Annotated in this window: 14 protein-coding genes; 9 read left to right on the forward strand and 5 right to left on the reverse strand. The window is 36.3% G+C overall.

Translation table 11 applies throughout. From position 1 onward, the window contains the following. Both KBF89_06970 and clpB read left to right on the forward strand, forming a co-directional pair. A partial coding sequence (locus tag KBF89_06970) for a MerR family transcriptional regulator (GenBank protein ID MBP9116068.1) occupies positions 1–461 on the forward strand: 461 nt, incomplete at its 5' end. Further along, positions 458–3,049 (forward strand): ATP-dependent chaperone ClpB, encoded by a 2,592-nt coding sequence (clpB, locus tag KBF89_06975; protein MBP9116069.1) that lies wholly within the window; start codon positions 458–460, stop codon positions 3,047–3,049. The genes KBF89_06970 and clpB, both read left to right, overlap by 4 nt. Here clpB and KBF89_06980 read toward each other — a convergent pair. After that, positions 3,041–4,093 (reverse strand): AI-2E family transporter, encoded by a 1,053-nt coding sequence (locus tag KBF89_06980; GenBank protein ID MBP9116070.1) that lies wholly within the window; start codon positions 4,091–4,093, stop codon positions 3,041–3,043. The two genes, clpB and KBF89_06980, sit on opposite strands and share 9 nt — an antisense overlap. 39 nt (positions 4,094–4,132) lie before the next feature. Between KBF89_06980 and KBF89_06985 the strand changes: the two genes are divergently transcribed. The 4 genes from KBF89_06985 to def all read left to right on the forward strand — a co-directional run bounded on the left by KBF89_06985 (position 4,133) and on the right by def (position 10,007). Next, entirely contained in the window at positions 4,133–5,326 is a 1,194-nt protein-coding gene (locus tag KBF89_06985) for an AI-2E family transporter (protein ID MBP9116071.1), read from the forward strand. Positions 5,327–5,850: 524 nt separating this feature from the next. After that, positions 5,851–8,211 carry a ribonucleoside-diphosphate reductase subunit alpha gene (locus tag KBF89_06990; protein MBP9116072.1) on the forward strand — a complete coding sequence of 787 codons (2,361 nt, stop codon included), beginning with the start codon at positions 5,851–5,853 and terminating at the stop codon, positions 8,209–8,211. A gap of 56 nt (positions 8,212–8,267) precedes the next feature. Further along, entirely contained in the window at positions 8,268–9,353 is a 1,086-nt protein-coding gene (locus tag KBF89_06995; GenBank protein ID MBP9116073.1) for a ribonucleotide-diphosphate reductase subunit beta, read from the forward strand. Positions 9,354–9,449: 96 nt separating this feature from the next. Beyond that, positions 9,450–10,007, forward strand: coding sequence for a peptide deformylase (gene def / locus KBF89_07000; GenBank protein MBP9116074.1), 558 nt, complete (start codon positions 9,450–9,452; stop codon positions 10,005–10,007). 48 nt (positions 10,008–10,055) lie between these two features. Here the strand turns inward: def and KBF89_07005 are convergent, their stop codons facing one another. The 4 genes from KBF89_07005 to KBF89_07020 all read right to left on the reverse strand — a co-directional run bounded on the left by KBF89_07005 (position 10,056) and on the right by KBF89_07020 (position 12,029). Continuing rightward, positions 10,056–10,547, reverse strand: a complete 492-nt coding sequence (locus KBF89_07005; GenBank protein MBP9116075.1) for a hypothetical protein — start codon at positions 10,545–10,547, stop codon at positions 10,056–10,058. A gap of 111 nt (positions 10,548–10,658) precedes the next feature. Further along, positions 10,659–10,823, reverse strand: coding sequence for a 50S ribosomal protein L33 (gene rpmG / locus KBF89_07010; GenBank protein ID MBP9116076.1), 165 nt, complete (start codon positions 10,821–10,823; stop codon positions 10,659–10,661). A 21-nt stretch (positions 10,824–10,844) separates the two neighbouring features. Next, positions 10,845–11,081: a 50S ribosomal protein L28 gene (gene rpmB / locus KBF89_07015; protein MBP9116077.1), complete on the reverse strand. Its 237-nt coding sequence runs from the start codon at positions 11,079–11,081 to the stop codon at positions 10,845–10,847. Positions 11,082–11,192: 111 nt separating this feature from the next. After that, the gene (locus KBF89_07020) at positions 11,193–12,029 is read right to left on the reverse strand and encodes an aldo/keto reductase (GenBank protein MBP9116078.1); all 837 of its coding nucleotides are present in this window, start codon (positions 12,027–12,029) and stop codon (positions 11,193–11,195) included. A gap of 262 nt (positions 12,030–12,291) precedes the next feature. Between KBF89_07020 and KBF89_07025 the strand changes: the two genes are divergently transcribed. The 3 genes from KBF89_07025 to KBF89_07035 are packed head-to-tail and all read left to right on the forward strand — an operon-like array spanning position 12,292 to position 16,762. After that, positions 12,292–13,758, forward strand: a complete 1,467-nt coding sequence (locus tag KBF89_07025; GenBank protein ID MBP9116079.1) for a catalase — start codon at positions 12,292–12,294, stop codon at positions 13,756–13,758. Positions 13,759–13,803: 45 nt separating this feature from the next. Further along, complete coding sequence (locus KBF89_07030) at positions 13,804–16,059, forward strand: type IV secretion system DNA-binding domain-containing protein (GenBank protein ID MBP9116080.1); 2,256 nt, start codon at positions 13,804–13,806, stop codon at positions 16,057–16,059. After that, positions 16,043–16,762, forward strand: a complete 720-nt coding sequence (locus tag KBF89_07035; protein MBP9116081.1) for a hypothetical protein — start codon at positions 16,043–16,045, stop codon at positions 16,760–16,762. Before KBF89_07030 ends, KBF89_07035 begins: the two co-directional genes overlap by 17 nt. Positions 16,763–16,846 lie beyond the last annotated feature (84 nt).

Genomic DNA, 16,846 nt, shown 5'->3' on the forward strand with positions numbered 1-16,846 from the left:
TTGGAAAAATAGACATGGAAAATTCGGATTATATTAATGATGCGGACGAGATAGGGCTTTACGTTATGAGCGTAGCCGCAAAACTGGTAGGAACGCATCCACAAACACTTCGCGAGTATGAACGAAGAGGATTGATAACACCACAAAGAACAGATGGCGGAAATAGACGTTATGCAAATAACGATATTGAGAGATTGATGCGAATCAAAACTTTACGAGAAGAAGGTATGAGCCTAACTGCCATTACACAATTACTCGAATACGAAAAGGCACTTTATAATCTAAAACAAGAAAATCTAGAGCTAAAAAATGCATTAGAAGATACACAATTCCGTTTAGATGATGTTGAAAATCGACTTGCACAAGTGGAAGATTCAATTGATAGTGCTTCAATGGAAATAGTCAAAATAGGTATGAGGGAAATTGTATTAGCAAAGCTACAAGAGGAGAATAACGAATGAGTATTGATCCAGAGAAATTTACGCAAAAAGCAGCTGAAGCATTGAATAATGCGAATACTAATGCAAGGTCAGCGGGTAATAATACAATTACTCCTGAACGAGTTTTGATATGTATGCTTGATCAATTTGAATCAGTTGTGCTTCCAACATTGAAAAAGATCGGTGTTGAACCAAATGTACTCCGACATCAATGTGAAGCAAAAGTAAAAACAGAAGTAAGTGTTAGCGGTTCAATTAATGAACCTACAATCGATATGGAATTATATAGGATTCTTGAAGCTGCTGATAATGAACGAGCAGTAATGGGTGATGAATATGTTTCGACAGAACATATCTTATTAGCAATGTCTAGATCTACATCGAAAATTGGCGACATGCTACGCGCTAGTGATGTTAGCTATGAAGTCATTTTAGATGCTTTGAAGGAAATACGTGGTTCGCATCGGGTGACAACTGATGATCCTGAAGCAACTTTTAATGCATTAGAAAAATTTGGTCGTGATTTGACTCAAGATGCAAGAATGGGGAAGCTGGATCCAGTTATTGGAAGAGATGACGAGATTAGAAGAGTGATACATGTTTTATCTCGACGTACAAAAAATAACCCTGTTTTAATTGGTGAACCCGGAGTCGGTAAGACTGCAATCGCTGAAGGTCTAGCTAGAAGAATAGTTGAAGGCGATGTTCCTGATTCTTTAAAAAATAAACGCTTAATATCGCTTGATATTTCTTCAATGGTTGCCGGTGCGAAATTCCGAGGCGATTTTGAAGAACGATTAAAAGCAACCTTGAAAGAAATTACAGATGCCGATGGACAGATTATCACTTTCATAGATGAACTTCACACAATAGTTGGTGCTGGCGGTACGGGTGAATCATCTATGGATGCAGGAAATATGATTAAGCCAATGTTGGCAAGGGGAGAGCTACGTTTATTAGGTGCTACAACACTTGATGAATATAAAAAATATATTGAAAAAGATCCAGCATTAGAAAGAAGATTCGCAACTGTTTTCGTTGGCGAACCGAGTGTCGAAGATACTATTGCAATACTTCGTGGATTAAAAGAACGTTATGAAGTTCATCATGGGGTACGTATTAAAGACGGCGCGCTCATTGCGGCAAGTGTTTTATCGAATAGGTACATACCAGCAAGACAGTTGCCTGATAAGGCAATAGATTTGATTGATGAAGCTGCCTCGGGTTTACGCATTCAAATCGATTCTATGCCAACTGAAATTGATGTAGTCGAACGTCGTATTAGACAATTAGAAATCGAAAGAACAGCATTAGGAAAAGAAACAGATACTGCTTCTTTGAACCGACTTTCTTCGTTAGAGCGCGAATTTTCTGGACTAAATGAAAAACGTGCGTCGTTAGTTTCGCGTTGGCAAGTTGAAAAAGAAGCTATTTCGTCAATCAGTCAGGCTAAGCATGATTTAGAGGAAGCTAAAAATTTAGCTGAGACAGCAGAACGCGATGGTAAATTAGAGAAAGCCGCCGAACTTAGATATTCTCGAATACCTGAACTTGAACATGAAATCGAATTACGCTCAGCTGCTTTAGAGCAAGTAGCTCCCGGAGATCGTATGTTGAAAGAAGAAGTTGACGAAGATGATATAGCGGAAGTAATTTCTAACTGGACGAAAATTCCAATCTCACGTTTACTTGAAGGTGAGATGCAAAAACTTTTGAATCTTGAAGATAAATTACATGAAAGCGTAGTTGGTCAAGACAAAGCTGTTTCGGTAATAGCAAGTGCAGTTAGGCGTTCTCGTTCAGGTTTATCTGACCCTGATCGACCTATTGGTTCATTCTTATTTTTAGGGCCAACTGGTGTTGGTAAGACTGAGCTAGCACGAGCTTTAGCATTAACTTTATTCGATGATGAAAAAGCTATGATCCGTATTGATATGAGTGAATATATGGACAAACACACTGTGTCGCGTTTAATTGGCGCACCTCCTGGATATATAGGTTACGACGAAGGCGGTCAGCTGACAGAAGCTATAAGGCGCAGACCTTATAGCGTGATTTTGTTAGATGAAATCGAGAAGGCAAATACTGATATATTTAATGTGTTGCTACAAGTTCTAGATGATGGGAGACTTACCGACGGTCAAGGACACGTTGTTAACTTTACTAATACTGTAATAATCATGACATCTAATCTTGGTGCTGGAGAAAATGAGTTGCAAGTTATAGATACTGTTCAACAATTCTTTAAACCAGAATTTGTTAACCGTATTGACGAGATGGTTGTATTCAGTTCACTTACCATAGAAGATTTATCAAAAATTGTTTTACTTCAACTCGATGATGTTGCTAAAAGACTTCGCGAAAAGAATCTCACACTTGTTGTTGATCAAGGAGCATCGCGCTTACTTGCAACAAAAGGGTATGATCCTGATTTTGGTGCTCGTCCATTAAAGAGAGTAATTCAACATGATGTTGTAGACGAAATTGCTAAAAAGATCCTTGAGGGTCAGTTCCGCGAAGGTGATGTAATACTTATCCAAAAAGGTGAAGGTGACGTTCTTATAATAGAACGAAGTGATAAGAGTGGGATTAACGAGTCTTTAGTTTAGGTTTTTTGCTTCATTCATATCAGAGTACTCTGCAGCCAAGGCATGCAGGAAGGCAGCTATAAGTAGCCCTGTCAATGCTCCACCCAATCCATAAAGTTCTAAACCTGCAAAAGTAACAAATATAACAACAATCGAATCAAGTCTCATCACGTGTTGTCCTAAATATCTATGTCGCACAAAGGATTCAATTATTTCATAGACAATTACTAAACCTAAGATAACGAATGCTTCATTAATATTTTTTGCTCCAGCAATAAGAAGAATTGGTAAGGACCCTATAAGTGTTCCAAATATAGGAATTATATTCCAAACTGCTACCCAGGTTGCCAACAGTCCACCAGCTGGTATTGAATAATATCTACAAAGTGAATATGCGAATAACCCGGTACTTAAACTTAACCCAATTTGTGCCCATGCAAATGAAGTTGAGCGTTTATAAGCGTGAGTGAGTTTTCTTCTAAATATATCTCTACGTTTTTCATTTTCAATAATACTTAGTGCTCCTAATAACAATTTTTTTCCGTAGCTTAAAAAGAAAAGCATCATAACTCCACTAGCAATAAATGCAATTGTTCGATCTGCATTAGCTCTTAGGCGTTCAGTTTTAGTCCCACCTTGAATATAATCAGGAATTGCTTTTATAACCGATTTTGTTTTATTTTCAATTTCAAACTTCTTAAAGCTCTCAGCGTACTTCCCTGTTCTTTCTAACTTTGCTGCTTTTTCAGGTAATGACTTTTCTAATTTTGTAGTTTGGGAATTAACATCATCAACAACAGAATATATAGGTATGACAATTAGAAGTAATGTAAAGATCGCCATGATAATTACAGCAAAAGTACGATTCATATATTTATCAAGAAGATTCACGCCGGGATAAAGCATAAAAGCAATAGAAATCGAGAAGAGTATCCATCCAATTGTTCGTGATGCATTATCTGTAGCATGTATTAAAAATATTCCAAGTCCTACCGATATAACAATTCCTATTGCTGATATAAAAGAAATCTTGAGAGTTATTGGATTTGACACTTTTTTATTCATTTGGCAAGTAACCTATAAGACGTGGTTAAAAAAGATGACATGTCTAAAGTTATAGAAGATGATCTCAATTTATCTGATGTAGGCATTACTACTTCTTCTCGTTCCATAGACATACATCCTAGAAGCTTTCCTATGATAGTTTTGGCAATTGTTTTTTTAGGTGTATCTGCATTACTTTTTTCTAATATTGCTAAAACTTTTACAGCATTTGTGGTGGCGATGCTTTTTGCGCTTGCTTTAGACCCTTTAATTGTTAAATTGCAAGATTGTAGGAATTGGAAAGTTTATAGATATATAACTAGAAGCAAAAATAAAAAATCTGATCAAAAACAACTGGGTAGATACCTTTCTGTATCCGTTGTTTTAGGTTTATTTATTGTTTCAATAACACTAGGTTCATATCTTATTGCTCCTCAAATATCTACTCAGATACAAAATTTTGCAAAAGAGATCCCACAGACAGTTAAAGGCCTAGAACGTATTCCACTAATTGGTGAGAAAATAGGAAGTAAAGAAAATCAAGAAAAGATTTCAGATGCAATAAAAGAACTCCCTGATAGATTGAGTTCAAGGAATTCTCCTCTGGGCACAATTTTTAAATCTATAGCAAATGGCGCATACTTAGGGTTTCTATTTATAATGATGTTTATAGCCCTATTATTAGACGGACCTAGAGTAGTTAAGAATCTTCGTTCAATAGTACCTGGCGAGAATAAAGAAGCTGCAGATAGAATTTCTCATGCTTTATACAGGGTTATTGGTAAATATATGGCAGGTTCTATATTCGTGGCATTACTCGCAGGGACAGTTATGGGAACATTGGGGCTGATCTTAGGTTTACCCCTAGTTCCATTGTTATTTGTTTGGATAACTTTTACTAATTTGATTCCACAAATAGGTGGCCTATTAGGCGGTTTGCCTTTTGTGTTATTTGGGTTTGGAGTTTCTCCTTTAACGGGGACACTATGTGCTGCAATCTTCTTAGGATATCAACAAATTGAAAATCATCTAATCCAACCAATCGTAATAGGTAAAACTATAAAAATTTCTCCGCCAATTACAATGGTTGCTGCACTTTTAGGTGCCAGCGCAGGAGGAATTTTAGGCGCAATGTTAGCGGTACCTTTTGTTGGAGTGATAAAAGCAATGGCAGCAGAATTTGATTTTCCAAGAGGTGTAAGAGCAAAGATGATTGAAAAAGAAGTCATAGAACCTGAAGAATCTGAACTCTAATAATCTCTTAGCACTTTAATAGTTCTAAGTGGTGGATATTTTATTATCATGCAAGTTCTACTATATGAAAAAATCATAAAAATAAGGCGCAAATCTAAACGTCCTGGTTAATCGAAATCTACTTCGGTAACTTGAAATTAACCTAAATAAGATATAGATTAACTAATTACATCGACGAAGTTTATTTACTTTTTAGATGGGTCAGAATACTATCGTGATTATTCGAGGGAAACACTTTCGTAAACTGGCTGGGGTGGAACCTGACTTTGATGATGTTAGGAATACGAACTGAGAATTTTTTGATCTTGGTTCAGATTCATATTTTCATTTAGAGTCGATTGTTGGCAGTTAGAAAATATAGTGTGCGTACAAAAATACGTGCTCCATGGGTGGAGGTAAAAATGGCCCTTACAGAGGTCGAAGCAAAAGTCGAATTCGATGATGCAGAAAATAAACTTGATGAAAAAAATTTGGAAAGCAATGTTAGCAAAATAACGTCTGATGTAGATCCAACTGAAACGGGAATGCGTATTAAAAAACGTAATGGCTCTTTAGAACCTTGTGACGTAAATAAAATTGTTAGAGCTATTGCTCGTTGTTCTGTCGGTCTTGATAAAGTCGATTCAATGCGCGTCGCTATGCGTACTATTGCGGGCTTACATGATGGTGCCACTACCGAAGAATTGGACCGTCTTTCTATTCAAACAGCTGGCGCTTTAGTAGTTGAAGAACCGGAATATAGCCGTCTAGCAGCGCGTTTGCTTGCTACCTTTATAGATAAAGAGGTTCGTAACCAAGGTATTCAAAGCTTTTCACAGAGTATTGCTCATGAACATATGAATGGGCTAGTTAATGACGATATTTTTGAATTCGTTAATGCAAATGCAAGAAAACTTGATGATGCTATTGAAACAAATAATTCATGGTTGTTCGAATACTTTGGTTTACGTACCACAGCTGATCGCTATCTACTTCGTCAACCAGAATCTCGAAAAGTCGTAGAAACACCACAGTATTTCTTTTTACGTGTTGCCTGTGGCTTGGCTGAAAATGTTCATGAGGCTATAAGTTTTTATAAACTAATCTCATCTCTTGCTTATTTACCAAGTTCTCCAACACTGTTTAATGCAGGAACAATGCATACACAAATGTCATCATGTTATTTATTAGATTCACCACTTGATTCACTTGATTCGATTTATGACAAATATAAAGATGTAGCTCGTCTTTCAAAGCATGCTGGTGGAATTGGTCTCGCCTATTCAAGAGTCCGTTCTCGTGGTTCCCTAATTAGAGGTACAAATGGTTTGAGTAATGGTATTGTTCCCTGGCTCAAAACACTTGATAGTTCAGTCATGGCAGTCAATCAAGGAGGTCGTAGAAAAGGTGCGGCTTGTGTTTATCTTGAAACTTGGCATGCAGATATTGAAGAATTCCTAGAACTTCGCGACAATACAGGTGATGAATCACGTCGTACACACCACCTAAATCTGGCAAACTGGGTACCTGACATTTTCATGCGCAGAGTCGATGAAGATGGCCAGTGGTCTTTGTTCGATCCAAATGATTACCCAGAGTTTGTTGATCTTTATGGTGAAGAATTCGATGCGGCATATGAGAAGGCGGAAGCAAAAGGTAATTTCGTAAAACAAGTTCCTGCACGCGATATCTATGGCCGTATGATGAGAACATTGGCCCAAACTGGTAATGGTTGGATGACCTTTAAAGATGCTTGTAATAAAAAAGCTAATCAAGTTGGTAAAAGCAACAATATAATTCATCTTTCAAATCTATGTACAGAGATTCTTGAAGTTACTTCTGATACTGAAACTGCAGTTTGTAACTTGGGTTCGATAAATCTTTCTAAATTTGTAGACGATGGTCCAAACGGTAAACAAGTTGCCTATGATCGAATTGGCGAAGTAGTTCGTACAGCAGTGACTTTCTTAGACAGAGTGATTGACCGCAACTGGTACCCAATAGAAACTGCACAAGCATCAAACTCTAGATGGCGGCCAATAGGTTTAGGTTTGATGGGTCTTCAAGACGTATTTTTCCAACTTAAAATTGCCTTCGATTCAGAAGAAGCTAAGAAAATATCTTCTCGTATTTCTGAAGAAATTTATTATCACGCATTGGTTCGATCGATTGAACTAGCTGAAGAATTTGGTCCTCATTCTGCTTTTAGTGAGACAAGAGCGGCAGAGGGTAAGTTTCAATTTGACCTATGGGAAAATGCAGTACCTCAAGAAGCAAAACGCTTTGAAGATCTTCGTGAGCGAATGGTCAAATCTGGTTTGCGTAACTCGCTAATGATTGCGATCGCACCAACCGCAACCATTGCATCTATTGCGGGTTGTTATGAATGTATTGAGCCACAAATATCAAATTTATTTAAGCGCGAAACTCTTTCAGGAGAATTTTTACAAATAAATTCATACTTGGTTAAAGACCTTCAATCAGAAGGACTTTGGACTGAAGCGGTTAGAGACAAGATCAAAAAAGCAGAAGGATCGATTCAGGCTATCGACGAAATCCCACAAGCACTTCGCGATCTTTATAGAACAGTTTGGGAAGTTCCTATGCGTTCGTTAATCGATATGGCCGCTGAACGTGGCGCATTTATTGATCAAAGTCAATCTATGAACTTGTTTATGGAGACACCAACGATTGGTAAATTGTCATCTATGTACATGTACGCTTTTCAAAAAGGAATTAAGACTAGCTATTATCTACGTTCACGACCGGCTACAAAGATACGTCAATCAACCAAAGGTGCTTCAGAGCACGCAATTAAAGCACCGGATGATACGGTAGATCTGGCTTTGGCTGAAAAGATTGCTTGTTCGTTGGAAAATCCTGAATCCTGCGAATCTTGTCAGTAATTAAATAGAACAAGAAACTGAACACAAAAAACTTACTTTATGAGGAGACGATCGAGATGACATCCACCCAAGCAATTACAAACATTGACGCCGAACTAGAAACAGAAGCAGAACAAACATTTCCCGGTTTAGAACATGAGCCACATATTCTAGATCCTGGATTTAGATTAACTCTTCGTCCAATGCGTTACCCACAATTTTATGATATGTATCGTGATGCGATTAAGAACACATGGACTGTTGAAGAAATTGATTTAGCTTCTGATATCTCAGACCTCACAGGAAAACTATCGCCTGCTGAAACTCACCTTGTAAAACGTATTGTTGCGTTCTTCGCTACAGGAGACTCCATTGTTTCAAATAACTTAGTATTGAACTTATATAAGCATATCAATTCACCCGAAGGTCGTTTGTACCTATCTAGACAATTATATGAAGAAGCACTTCACGTTCAGTTCTACTTGACTTTGCTTGATACTTATATCCCTGATCACGATGAACGAAATGAAATGTTCCGTGCTGTTGAGACAATACCATCAATCAAACGAAAAGCGGATTTTTGCTTTAAATGGATCGGTTCAATAGATGAACTCGACAAACTAGAAACCGCCGCAGATCGACGTCGTTTCTTATTAAATCTAATTTGTTTTGCTGCCTGTATAGAAGGAATGTTCTTTTTCGGAGCTTTTGCATATGTTTACTTCCTTAGATCAAAAGGATTATTAAATGGTCTTGCATCAGGGACTAACTGGGTCTTTCGTGATGAAAGCTGTCATATGGAATTTGCGTTTGCTGTTATCGACACCGTTCGCCAAGAGGAGCCATCGTTATTTGATGATGAGATGCGTAGCCAAATAGAAGAAATGTTCCAAGAAGCAATCGATTGTGAATACCAATTTGCACAAGATGTTCTAACTGATGGAATACCCGGACTACCGTTGGCTGAAGTGAAACAATATCTTGAATATTGTGCAGATCGTCGATTTGAAGTACTGGGAATGCCTACTAAGTACAAAGTAAAGAACCCTTTTGAGTTCATGAACTTACAAGATGTACAAGAACTTTCAAACTTCTTTGAACGTAGCGTAAGCGCATATCAAGTTTCAGTCGAAGGTGATGTTGAACTCAACGAAGACTTCTAATTCTATTATTGGACTAATATTATATCGACATACTTTGCGGAAATATTTATTTGTAACTATGAGTTATAATAAGATACTTGTAGATATAAGGAAATTATGTTTAATTCAATAGATAAAATACGTACACTTGGAGATCCAGTCTTAAAAGTACGCTGTAGTGAGATAACGGAATTCTCAAAGTCAGATGAAGACTTAGCCTTAAAAATGATAAAGATTTTGGCCAAAGATAAAAAAGGTATTGGGCTAGCAGCTAATCAAATAGGTATTAAAAAGCGTATTGTCGTCGTTGAAAGTGATCATCTGAATATTCCAGAACCAGTATTAATAAACCCTGAAATACATGATTCATCAGAGCTATGGGAATATGAAGAAGGGTGTCTATCTATACCTGGTTTTTATTTTCCGATACTTAGACCAAAGCTGATACATCTAACTGCGCAACGATTAGATGGCACTAAGTTTGAATTAGAGCTAGATGTCATTGAGGCGCGCTTAATGTTGCACGAAATAGATCACCTCAATGGACTTTGTATGTTTGATAATATCCCTAAAGAAGAAATGGCTTTTGCCCAAGAGATTTATTCAGAAGTACAAGCAGGTATGGAATGTCGAACCTATAGTCGTGGTCGCGACGACGAGGATTATGAACTATAAAAATCAAAAAGAATATTATGTCGAAAATATTGATCTACAATATTGGATTTAACTTATTCCAGTTGTTAGACCCATGGCTATTAAAGGAAGATGTTTATCAGCCAAAGCATTAGTTATTACACCCGTACATATCTGTGGTATTGCTTCTTCTGGAACATTCCTTATTGAAGTAACCAGTCCTCCTCCTCCTTGTAGAATCGCTCTTGCAGCTAACAATTCTTCAATATCGAAAAGGCTAACATCCCATGCGCCTGAGGGATCATTAGGATCAAGCGTATGGGCTCTATAGCTTGGCTTCTCAATATTAGGGTTTGTTTCACGCAATCTATATTCAACAGGTGAACCATTAACAAATGCTTTAAAAGTAAGAATCCGGGCTCCGTTATTCACTTCAAGCCTAACATCGGTTACTTCAGGGAGAACTTTTACATTTGCAATAGCATCAACAACACGATTTGCAGCATGTAATGGAAATTCTCTTACAGCACCTGCAATACCTGAAATTGCATTGAACGGATTGACAAATTTTCTAACTTGCATATTTCCCCCTATGAAGTAAGTACATCCTACTTCAAGAAAATTGTGCAATAGTTAAATTTCCATAAAAAAACAGGGCCTAAGCCCTGTAATTAGATTAAATATTAATAAATACTATTTTTCTTCTTTAAACATTACATGTTTGCGTAGTTTTGGATCATATTTCATCATCTCAAGACGCTCACGTGAATTATTTTTATTTTTCTTAGTGTAATAAGTGAAACCGCTACCTTCTGTAGAACGTAACTTCACCAAGATTCGTTTCATATTTTTTGCCATAATGCACCAATCAATCTAAATTTATATTTTTTCGCCGCGTTTACGCATCTCTGCTAGAACAGATTCGATACCACGTTTGTTAATAATTTTGATACCTTTTGCAGAAACAGTCAGTTTTACGAAACGATTTTCACTAGGTACAAAAAATTTCTTCTTTTGGATATTAGGACGAAACCATCTGTTAGTACGAATGTGTGAGTGAGACACATTTTTACCAGTAGTTGGTTTTTTGCCTGTTACTTGGCATACTCCACTCATGTACTTTCCTTCCCAGGATAATTAAATATTGTGATTTGTATTCTAAATCACGAGGTCTTATATTCTAGCCCGAAAGGGGTACTCTCGCGCCAGTCGTATGGTTATCTTATTTTAAGATACATTTGTTGGATCCCAACAAGTACGATAATTCCTTTCCAAATCAGCAATCATAGACAAATCTTCAGGATCTAACTTAAAATCAAAAACATCGATATTCTCAATAATACGTGATGGTGTAGACGATTTTGGAATAACGACAAGATTCATCTCTAAGCACCATTTGATCATAATTTGAGCAGTAGTTTTATTATGCTTAGCAGCAATTTTGACTAAAACCTCATTATCTAAACCATTTCCATGAGCAAGAGGTGAATATGCTTCAATTAAAATGTCATTTTCTGCACAATAATCTCGTAGTTCTTTTTGCTGTAAATATACATGAATCTCAACTTGGTTAATTGCTGGTTTAACATCGCATTCTCTTAATAATTCTTCCAAATGTTTGATTGTATAGTTACTTACGCCTATTGATTTAGCTTTACCTGATTCGAGTATTTCTTGCATTCTCGTCCATGCCGGACGACGGAGTTCCGTTACTGGGAAATGAACTAGAAATAAATCCACATAATCTGTTTGGAGATTTTCTAATGAGATTTCAAATGAAGGCCAAACGTGTTTAAAATATTGATTATCATTCCATAGTTTTGTCGTTATAAACAGGTCTTCTCGTTTTAAGTTGGGAATAGTTTTATAGCCAGTTTGTAACGCTGCACCTAAAATTTCTTCATTGCAATATGTTTGCGCCGTATCAAAGTGTCGATATCCACACTCTAAGGCGGTTGCTATAGCTTTGTTACATATTTCTTCATCTTTATTTTCCCACATACCAAGGCCTATTTGGTCGATTTCTAATCCATTGTTCATTTTTCTTAACGGTGCAGTTGTCATTTTTGTCTCTTTCCTAATTCAAATACTTAATTAACTATAGCTTTATTTTGGCTTAGATTAAAAAACGTTCAATTTATTCCCAGTTTCAACTTAAAAAGCATCTGAAAACTCCTTTATATCAAGAATTAATATCTTTATATCTACAATCCTGAATATATCTTAACATCCACTATTAATATTAGAAATTAATTTAAAATCTATATGAAAACTATTTAAGTAAATTAGATCTAAGAATTTTAGAATTGTATATGGAGGATTCAATATGGAAATTAAAGATGAGAAAAATCTCACTACTGCTACTGGAACTCCAGTAGTCGACAATCAAAATGCTATGACAGCTGGTCCAAGAGGGCCCATGTTGCTGCAAGATGTTTGGTTTTTGGAAAAACTTGCACATTTCGACAGGGAAGTAATCCCAGAAAGAAGAATGCATGCAAAAGGATCTGGAGCTTTTGGAACTTTTACTGTTACAAAAGATATTTCAAAATATTCAAAAGCAAAGATTTTTTCACAAATAGGTAAAAAAACTGAGATGTTTGCACGATTTTCTACAGTAGCAGGTGAAAGAGGTGCAGCCGATGCGGAACGAGATATTCGCGGTTTCGCAATGAAGTTTTATACCGAGGAAGGTAACTGGGATTTGGTCGGAAATAATACTCCAGTATTTTTCCTTAGAGACCCTTTAAAGTTTCCTGATCTAAATCATGCAGTAAAACGTGATCCTAGAACTAATTTAAGAAGCGCTAAAAACAATTGGGATTTCTGGACTTTACTACCCGAAGCACTTCATCAAATTACTATTACGATGAGCGAAAGAGGAATCCCCCAATCCTATAGAAACATGCACGGCTTCGGTAGCCATACTTTCAGTATGATCAATGCTGATAATGAACGCGTGTGGGTTAAATTTCATCTTGTAAATCAACAGGGGATTAAGAATCTTACTGATGAGCAAGCAGCAGCAATAATTGCAGACGATCGTGAAAGCCATCAACGCGATCTTTATGAAGCTATCGAACGTGGAGAATTTCCGCGTTGGAATATGGCTATACAGGTTATGACACAAGAACAGGCTAATGAGTTGGAATATAATCCATTCGATTTAACCAAGGTTTGGTACAAGAAGGACTTTCCTCTAATTGAAGTTGGCTATTTTGAACTCAACCGAAATTCTGATAACTATTTTGCAGATGTTGAACAGGCAGCATTCAACCCAGCAAATGTAGTTCCTGGTATTGGCTTCTCGCCTGACAAGATGCTTCAAGGGAGACTTTTTTCATATGGTGATGCTCAAAGATACAGGCTTGGTGTTAATAATAGTCAGATTCCGGTTAATGCCGCACAGTGTCCAGTAAATAGTTTTCATCGTGACGGACAAATGAGAGTTAATAATAACAGTGGAGGCACTATAGGTTATGAACCAAACAGCTATGGTCAATGGCAAGAGCAGTCCGAATCCAAAGAACCTCCTTTGCCGATCAAAGGTGACGCATATAACTGGAACTTTAGAGAAGATGACGATGATTATTATACTCAGCCAAGAAAATTATTTAATTTAATGCCATTAGAGCAACAAAAAGTATTGTTTGAAAATACTGCACGGGCAATGGGTGATGCTCCTAAAGAAATTAGGATTAGGCATATTTCAAATTGTCTCAAGGCCGATATTGCTTATGGTCAAGGGGTAGCCGATGCACTTGGGATACCAGTGGTAGAGGTCAGTAAATAGTATCTAAACCAAAGATCACTAGAGTTTGAACTGAGCTATACTGATATGGTGTTTACCCAGGAGATTCTACTAACGAACGAACATACATCTGAGCAAGATTGGCAACGCTTTTTCAATGTTATTGGCACACGTGCAAAGGGGTTAAAACCAATTGAATTGGAAATCATCTTCGATGGTTCCATTGTCAGGTTTTTTAGTATATCGAAAAAAGATTTAACGCATATTTCGAATGGCTTAGATGGCTTCTTATTCCAGTCTTTAAATTCTGATGATATGGAAATGTTAAAAACAGCACTAGCTGTAAGAAAGCGCATTTTTGTTAGAATACCAAAATTCGGGACAATATTTGACTTAAAAGAAAAATATTTAGTAAAAAAGGGTATTGATTTAAAAGTCGCTAGTTTTAAAATACGACGAATATTTACAAAGTTATTTTGGAAGCGAGAGTTCATTTTTGATGTCCATGGAATTAAAAAAACTAGTAAAAAACTGTCGAATGTTTTAGTTCCAAAAATACTGGATATAGATTTTTATACAAATTCTTCGTATATCAAAAGAAGAATTTCTAATTATTTGGATATAGAAAAAACCGCACCTTTTCTCAATACGCGAAACGAAAACCCATTGTTGTCAGTGAACATGTTTCCGTATTCAACTCGTGAACATTTTTTGAATCTTACTGATTACGAATTTGATAAACATTCATTTATTGTTGGTGCTAGTGGTAGCGGGAAGTCACGCTTTATCGAACTTCTTGTTGACCGTTTAGGGCAAACGCATCTAAAAAATAACTATAGAGTAATTGTTATTGATCCCCACGATGCATTGCGCGAAAATTTAATGCATATACCATCTACTCGGATTTTGAACTTTTCAAAAGAAGGGACATCTTTGTTCCCCGACTCCCAAGCAGATATTACAGCATCTACAGAACTTACATCTACACTATTGCTTTCATTGATGGGGTCAACTTCAAATTCTCGATTAGAGAGATTGTTGAGATTCACTACATATGTTCTATTCGTTGCCCAAGCAATGTCAATGACGAACCTAAAACGGTTTTTGACAGATTTAGAAGCTAGAACACAAATATTGAATCATGTTAAAGGCTATATTCCTGACAATATCGAACATTTCTTTGGTTCAGAATTTAACGAAATAAAAACTCAACATTATGTTGAAGCATTCCAGCCGATTGTAGCTCTTATTGATGAGATGGAACTCCAACCAACATTAAGTGCTGATGGTGATGTTTCGATGTTAAATATTATCGAAGAAAATTTCTTGACAGTATTTTCGTTAAACAAAGTATCAATGGGTGAAAAGGTAGTCAAAACTGTTGCTGGATTATTAATTCAACAAATATTTTTACTTGCCCAAGCACGAGCATTTAATCAAAAAGTTATTCTTGTAGTTGATGAAGTATCAGTCGTTCAAAATCCAACGCTTGCTGCAATATTGGCAGAATCCAGGAAATTCGGTATGTCTGTAATTTTGACTCAACAATACTTTGGCCAAGTAGAATCTTCACTACAACAAGCTATTTTATCAAATGCAATAAATTATTATGTTTTTAAGGTTTCTGAGGAAGATGCAAGGATCCTTGAGGGCAATGTCTCGATGGAGATACCAAAATCTATTGTTGAAGCAGAAATGATAAAAGGTTTAACTGAAGCTGATATCCGTGTAAAAATGATGACAGAGCTAAATCCTCGTGAATGCATAGTGCGTGTTGCTGCTGCAGGACGGGTATTGCCAGCGATTAAAGCTAAGACTATGACTGTTGACTCAGCAACTAAATATTCAAATGGAAACAATATTATTGAGCTGGAAGAGCAGAATCGCCAAGTATTACCAGATAAATTTATTTATGCAAAAAAAGAGGGCCAGTATAAGTCTATCGTTGATGAAAAAGCCCAAATTCCAAAAGATATTGTGGAAATCTTACCGCAACCATTGCCTCACGGAGAAAATCTAGTTAGTGTAAATTCAACCATTTCGAATTTGTCTGAATCACATGAACCAGATGAACTTTTAACAATTCAAGAACCTAGCGAGTTGCGATCTAATTCAAATTTGCCCCCAAATATTTTACAGCATAGAAGTGTAAGAGAGAGTTTGGGTTCAAGTCCTGAAAAGCCACTTAATATGGCTCAGGTCTTAGCTACTCAGTCATCGTCTCGTATACCTATTAAAGAAAAACTTGTAGAGATAGATAAAGAAATAAAAAAGAACGATACAAAAATAAAAGTCCCATTAAAACCATATATATTTGAACAAGATAATGACCAAGAAAATTGAGGACTCAATGTTAGAACAAGCACAATATATTTTAGATAAAGTCATTGGGCAAATAACTGGTTTTGAAAACCCGATGAACGTAGAACAATTTTTAGCCAAATATGCATTTGATGTTAGATTGCCCTCACCTGTAAATGACTCAATTACTGGAGAGGTGACATGGGCACAATCAACGAATCCATCAAAATTTATAACATTAAATAATGCGAGAAAACGAGTCGATGTTGATGAATTTATGATTGCACCTAGACCATTAAACTCGATGACAGATATTTTAAATGCTTGGCAAGAAACAAATTATACTTCAACAGAAAGACAAATAGACTCTATAGATATTTTTGAATGTGACAATATTTATAATTCACAAAATATCTATAGGTCCCAAGACATTCATAATTCTAAACATGTGTTATTTAGCGATAGCGCATTGACGAGCGAATACATTGTCGCTCAACAAAGGTCACATAACTGCTTTTATTGTGCACGAATAGAAGACTCGAAAGATTGTTCAGAGAGTTTTAATGTTTCATGGTCTTCATCTATTGTAAAATCGGCCTTTATTCATGATTGTTATGATATGTTCGAATGTCTATTTTGTTCTCATTTAGCAGGAAAAAAATATTGTGTTGCCAATATACAATTAACACAAGAGCAATATTTACCTATAAAAGAAATGGTAATGCGCTGGATATTAGGTAACTAGCTGAGAATCTGAAATATATCCAAAGGCTTTATCTTTAGATATCAAGCTATCTGGGTTATATATAGTGAGTTGGCATAAGATAGA

The sequence above is a fragment of the Acidimicrobiia bacterium genome (genome assembly GCA_018057765.1).
In the GTDB taxonomy this organism is placed as follows: Bacteria; Actinomycetota; Acidimicrobiia; order IMCC26256; family JAGPDB01; genus JAGPDB01.

Bases quoted from the DNA above. Each gene is read 5' to 3' on its own strand.
- KBF89_07030 (MBP9116080.1), top strand. From the start codon at position 13,804: ATGGTGTTTACCCAGGAGATTCTACTAACGAACGAACATACATCTGAG.
- KBF89_06990 (MBP9116072.1), top strand. From the start codon at position 5,851: ATGCGTATTAAAAAACGTAATGGCTCTTTAGAACCTTGTGACGTAAAT.
- rpmB (MBP9116077.1), bottom strand. From the start codon at position 11,081: ATGAGTGGAGTATGCCAAGTAACAGGCAAAAAACCAACTACTGGTAAA.
- KBF89_07020 (MBP9116078.1), bottom strand. From the start codon at position 12,029: ATGACAACTGCACCGTTAAGAAAAATGAACAATGGATTAGAAATCGAC.
- KBF89_06980 (MBP9116070.1), bottom strand. From the start codon at position 4,093: ATGAATAAAAAAGTGTCAAATCCAATAACTCTCAAGATTTCTTTTATA.
- KBF89_07025 (MBP9116079.1), top strand. From the start codon at position 12,292: ATGGAAATTAAAGATGAGAAAAATCTCACTACTGCTACTGGAACTCCA.
- clpB (MBP9116069.1), top strand. From the start codon at position 458: ATGAGTATTGATCCAGAGAAATTTACGCAAAAAGCAGCTGAAGCATTG.
- KBF89_07005 (MBP9116075.1), bottom strand. From the start codon at position 10,547: ATGCAAGTTAGAAAATTTGTCAATCCGTTCAATGCAATTTCAGGTATT.
- def (MBP9116074.1), top strand. From the start codon at position 9,450: ATGTTTAATTCAATAGATAAAATACGTACACTTGGAGATCCAGTCTTA.
- KBF89_06985 (MBP9116071.1), top strand. From the start codon at position 4,133: ATGTCTAAAGTTATAGAAGATGATCTCAATTTATCTGATGTAGGCATT.
- rpmG (MBP9116076.1), bottom strand. From the start codon at position 10,823: ATGGCAAAAAATATGAAACGAATCTTGGTGAAGTTACGTTCTACAGAA.
- KBF89_07035 (MBP9116081.1), top strand. From the start codon at position 16,043: ATGACCAAGAAAATTGAGGACTCAATGTTAGAACAAGCACAATATATT.
- KBF89_06995 (MBP9116073.1), top strand. From the start codon at position 8,268: ATGACATCCACCCAAGCAATTACAAACATTGACGCCGAACTAGAAACA.